The 4,136-nt window shown below is 49.3% G+C and carries 7 protein-coding genes; all 7 read left to right on the forward strand.

Features of this window, described 5'->3' with window-relative positions:
- Nucleotides 1–454: 454 nt before the first annotated feature.
- A complete protein-coding gene (locus H1S01_RS19635) occupies nt 455–868 on the forward strand; it encodes a phBC6A51 family helix-turn-helix protein (RefSeq protein ID WP_188042078.1) in 414 nt (137 codons plus the stop codon).
- A 115-nt stretch (nt 869–983) separates the two neighbouring features.
- Nucleotides 984–1,277 carry a hypothetical protein gene (locus H1S01_RS19640; RefSeq protein WP_188042079.1) on the forward strand — a complete coding sequence of 98 codons (294 nt, stop codon included), beginning with the start codon at nt 984–986 and terminating at the stop codon, nt 1,275–1,277.
- Entirely contained in the window at nt 1,238–1,939 is a 702-nt protein-coding gene (locus tag H1S01_RS19645) for a DNA polymerase (RefSeq protein ID WP_341479148.1), read from the forward strand. The genes H1S01_RS19640 and H1S01_RS19645 overlap by 40 nt, the downstream gene beginning before the upstream one ends.
- Entirely contained in the window at nt 1,918–2,853 is a 936-nt protein-coding gene (locus tag H1S01_RS19650) for a hypothetical protein (RefSeq protein ID WP_188042080.1), read from the forward strand. Before H1S01_RS19645 ends, H1S01_RS19650 begins: the two co-directional genes overlap by 22 nt.
- Nucleotides 2,853–3,185, forward strand: a complete 333-nt coding sequence (locus tag H1S01_RS19655; RefSeq protein WP_188042081.1) for a PDDEXK family nuclease — start codon at nt 2,853–2,855, stop codon at nt 3,183–3,185. Before H1S01_RS19650 ends, H1S01_RS19655 begins: the two co-directional genes overlap by 1 nt.
- Nucleotides 3,146–3,637: a 4Fe-4S single cluster domain-containing protein gene (locus H1S01_RS19660; RefSeq protein ID WP_341479147.1), complete on the forward strand. Its 492-nt coding sequence runs from the start codon at nt 3,146–3,148 to the stop codon at nt 3,635–3,637. The genes H1S01_RS19655 and H1S01_RS19660 overlap by 40 nt, the downstream gene beginning before the upstream one ends.
- The coding region (gene nrdD, locus H1S01_RS19665) for an anaerobic ribonucleoside-triphosphate reductase (RefSeq protein WP_279287050.1) at nt 3,634–4,136 on the forward strand (503 nt) is incomplete at its 3' end. The genes H1S01_RS19660 and nrdD, both read left to right, overlap by 4 nt.

Raw genomic sequence — 4,136 nt, forward strand, 5'->3', positions numbered from 1 at the left:
CATAATCCTTTAAATTGCAAAAAATTCCATTAGGCCAAAATTCTTTTTTTACTTACGGTAGGGGTGTTGAAAACGCGTTATACCGTTAACCCACCACTATTCCCACAGTCTTAACCCATATGCAGTTATCAAAGACCAGTCCAACCCCATTCATCATACCAACCCGGCGGCGGCGATGAAATATAGGGATGCTGGTGGTCATTCCTGTAAATCACCTGTTACAAATTCAGATGGATGTCGTATTCACAGCCCAGACCGTAATTGGCCTGGGCTTTTTGATTTGGTGGGTGTTTAGCTGTAATGCCGCGAGGGTTAAAGCGAGGGGGCGGGTGATTGACGTGTGGTGTACTGGGATACGCTGTTTATTAATTATGACGAATTTAGTTAACAATCATTATTTATCAAACTTAGCAGTAAGTTCTAATTTTGAAGGATAGAAGGGATGACTGCATCAATGTCAGAGCAATCCAAGAAGTATGCGTTGAACGGCTCGCAGAGACTCGCTGCGGAAATACTCGCCACCAATGACGTCCACAAAATGACGTTGGCCCAAATTGCTGAAGAGGCCGGTATCGCTGAACGGACGTTATACCGATGGAAGCAAGACCCCGACTTTATCGCGTATCAGAATGAAGTGGCCGAGTTAACCATGAAGGACTTCCTGGCCGAAGCCTATAACAGCCTAAAAACCATTGCCCGTGGTAGCCAAAGCGAAAAGAACAAACTAAAAGCCATCGAACTGGTCATGAAGAACCAGGGCCGTTTGACCGAAGTCCAAAAAATCGAGGCGAAGGTCGAGGATAACCGGTCCAACGAGGCCATCGAAGCGGAAATCGACAACCTCAAGAAACTATTGGCCGAGATGTAAACTCATCGTCTATTCTTGCATTAGTTGCTGGGTAGAGATAAGCTGTGACCCACAAAGCCCAATCCTTCGTTGGGATAACAGCCAAAATACTCAGCGTCTATGCAAGGAGAACATTATGATCGCAGCATTCATCGAAGAACTGCGTCGGCATGGCAAAAGCCCAACTACCCTGCGCTCCTATCAGGACAGTTGGGCGAGGTTCACCCGGTGGTATGAGAGGGAGCACCCCGCCCCCACCCCCACCGGGGGGGCTGCTTTTCCGCAGATGGCCACACAACTGGACATAGCAAATTTCAAAAGGTTCGCGGCCAGTCACTTCAAGCCCAATACCGTTGGCGGACTCTGGCCAGCCGGGTATTCAAGAGGCCCATTGAAGAGTGCGGTGATGGGTCGAAGTATCGGAAAATGATGAAGGTTGGGCTTCTCGCGGTGATGTATGGCACCAGTATGCACACGCTATCAAATCAGCTTGAGATTACCGTGGAAGAGGCGCAGCAGTTCATTGGCGACTTTTTTAGAACCTACCCTCAAGTCCATTCCTTCATTAAAGATACACATGAGTTTGTTAAGGAAAACGAGTACGTGGAAACCCTGTACGGAAGAAAACGCCGATTCCCTGGTCATCGCCAAAAAGCAAAGGTCTATGATTCCCTGGCAAAACAAATCTGTGAGATTCTCGGAGTAGATAAACTACCACTGAACGTCTGGCGCAACAAAGATATCCCTCGTGACCTCAAACGGAAATTTTACGATGTCAAGGGAGATGTAGAATCGGCTCGGAGGCAGAGTGTCAACGCTGTTATCCAAGGAACTGCCGCCGATATCATGAAGCGAGCCATGCTGAATTTACAACAGTATTGCTTAGCGAGAGGCTGGTCACTGTGCGGCACGGTTCATGACGAGGCATTGATGCTAGTGGATGATAGCGTTACCGAGTGTGATGTGAAGGAAATCGAGGCTTGTATGACATCGGCGGCTTCTTTGGCCGTACCTCTCGTCGTCGATACCGAAATCATGCAACGATGGGGCGAAGGGGTAAAGAAAGGGGAGTGGTTTGCATTAGCAGCTTAGTTAATCGGGTTGGAGCAAAGGAACTCCGGCAGGAAGTTTTATCGGATGCTAACGATCGCGGTCTAGAGTTGACCAAGGCTATCCTCAATCACTTCGATGCGATTCATTCGATTCAGGAGCCGAACGATGATGAGATCGAAAAGTATCTTCTGATGGATGAGTTGGATGGTTTGAATAGCGATACGAGCAAGTTAGGGTTCAAAAAAGGAGTTATTACTTTCTCGCCTTCATCGGCCTATAAATGTGAACGGGAACTTTATTTCAAAGTTAAGAAAGTGGAAGCCTCTTTTGTCGACCGTTTTCCTTATCAACGGAGATGGTCCCGCAACGGCTCAGCGGTACACCGGGCCATGCAGCGAGATTTGCTGTATGCCGAGACCCACTTGGATGGGCCGAAGTTTACGGTGGTGCGGACGAAAACCACCAATCGACCAGCATGGGAAAAGAATATTCGGCAGGTCAGGCAGTTTGAGCGTAACGGCCAACGGTTCCAACTGTACGGCATGATGGATGGAGTTTTAATGTACCAACCAGATGGAAGCAAGATTGGACTGGAGTTTAAGACCAAGTCAACCACCCTTGGCGTTATCGGGGAGTACAAGATGAAAGATGCCCAAGCGGATCACAAAGAACAGTGTATCGCCTACTCGCTTTTGTTCGGCCTCGATGAGTTCCTCATTGTGTATGAATCCCTCGCCAAAGACAGCTGGACCAAAGGGGCGGAAGCCAAGCCGGACATGCGAGCCTTTTATATGAGGGTAACGGATGAAGATCGCAATCGACTGTTGGATAAATTCGCAGACGTGGCCGGTATGTGCTACACCAATGAACTGCCTCGGGCCATGGTGGAAAAATGTTTCTTCTGCCTCTATAAGCCCCATTGTCATCGGGTAAAGGCACAGGTGGCGGCATAATGGGGCGCACGAATTATCAGCGAGGCTATGAAATTGAACGGAAGATTGTTCATGAGTTGGCCGAGCGAGGGTTCTTAGTGGTGAGGTCTGCGGGTTCACACTCCAAGGTGGATGTACTGGGTATCAGCCGCCGTCGCATCTTGGCGGTACAGTCCAAGCGAACCAAACGGCTCTCCATGGCGGCCTATCGAAAAGAAATCGCTGAGATTCAATCGACCATTAAAGAACATGACATTGATGAAGTGATTGACTTTGAGTTCTGGGTATGGGTGGACAGGCAGGGGTTTCGGAAGTGGAAAGTGACGGCGGACAGCGTATCGGAGGTGGCTTGATGCCCAAAGTCCGGATTGCTGGATTCAATGACTTTAACACATCGGATACAGACGGCATCGCTTTCAGCATCTTTTTTCAAGGATGCCATCGGCGGTGTCCCGGCTGCCACAATCCTGAGCTGCAATCATTTGACGGCGGGGAAGAAGTGGATACCGATGAGATTATCCAACGAATCCAAGCCAATCAGCGATTCTATGATGCGGTGGTCTTTGTCGGCGGGGAGCCTCTAGAACAGCCTGTTGCGTTGAAGGCCTTGTTGGCGGCAGTGAGATCCATCGGGTTGAGTGCATGGCTATACACTGGCTACTACATCCTCACGATTTCCGACGATATTATCGACTTATGTGACGTCATCATTGCCGGGGAATACCGTCAGGACTTATACACTGGCGGGTTCCCGGCCAGTTCCAATCAAATCGTACTTGACCGGCGGAAGGAGAAGGTGGCTTGAAAATATCACTGACGTTTGAACCGGGGTTCGATACGCTCTATCAGAAGTTCGCCAAAGATCCCGTTGGACTGAAGATGTTGGAACTGGAAGGAATCAGCCCAAACAAAGTGGATGTGGGGCAAATGTCTCACGACTATTTTACCAAGCGGTTGGCCGATGCCAGTGTTGATCAGAACGCCAACTCCAATGAGGAACTTTCCGCTAACAACTATCAGGCTGAGGTCACCAAAGGCATCTTGAAGTTGGAAGGATACTATCTTCTGTGGAGGTACAGCAAAAAACGTTTCGGCCTTCACCGAGCCAACAAGTTGATATCGGCGATATGGCGAGGCGAACTATACTTCCACGATAGCTCTGGGCAAGGGATTCAAATTCCGTACTGCTTTGCTTTTTCAACCGCAAACTTGATGGCCGAAGGTCGGCCATATGGGCAACTGCGGAGTCTGCCGCCCAAACGCTCGGACAGTTTTATGGCTCAAGTGACCGAGGTAGTGATGGA

It is taken from the genome of Heliobacterium chlorum, from assembly GCF_014502795.1.
Classification (GTDB): domain Bacteria; phylum Bacillota; class Desulfitobacteriia; order Heliobacteriales; family Heliobacteriaceae; genus Heliobacterium; species Heliobacterium chlorum.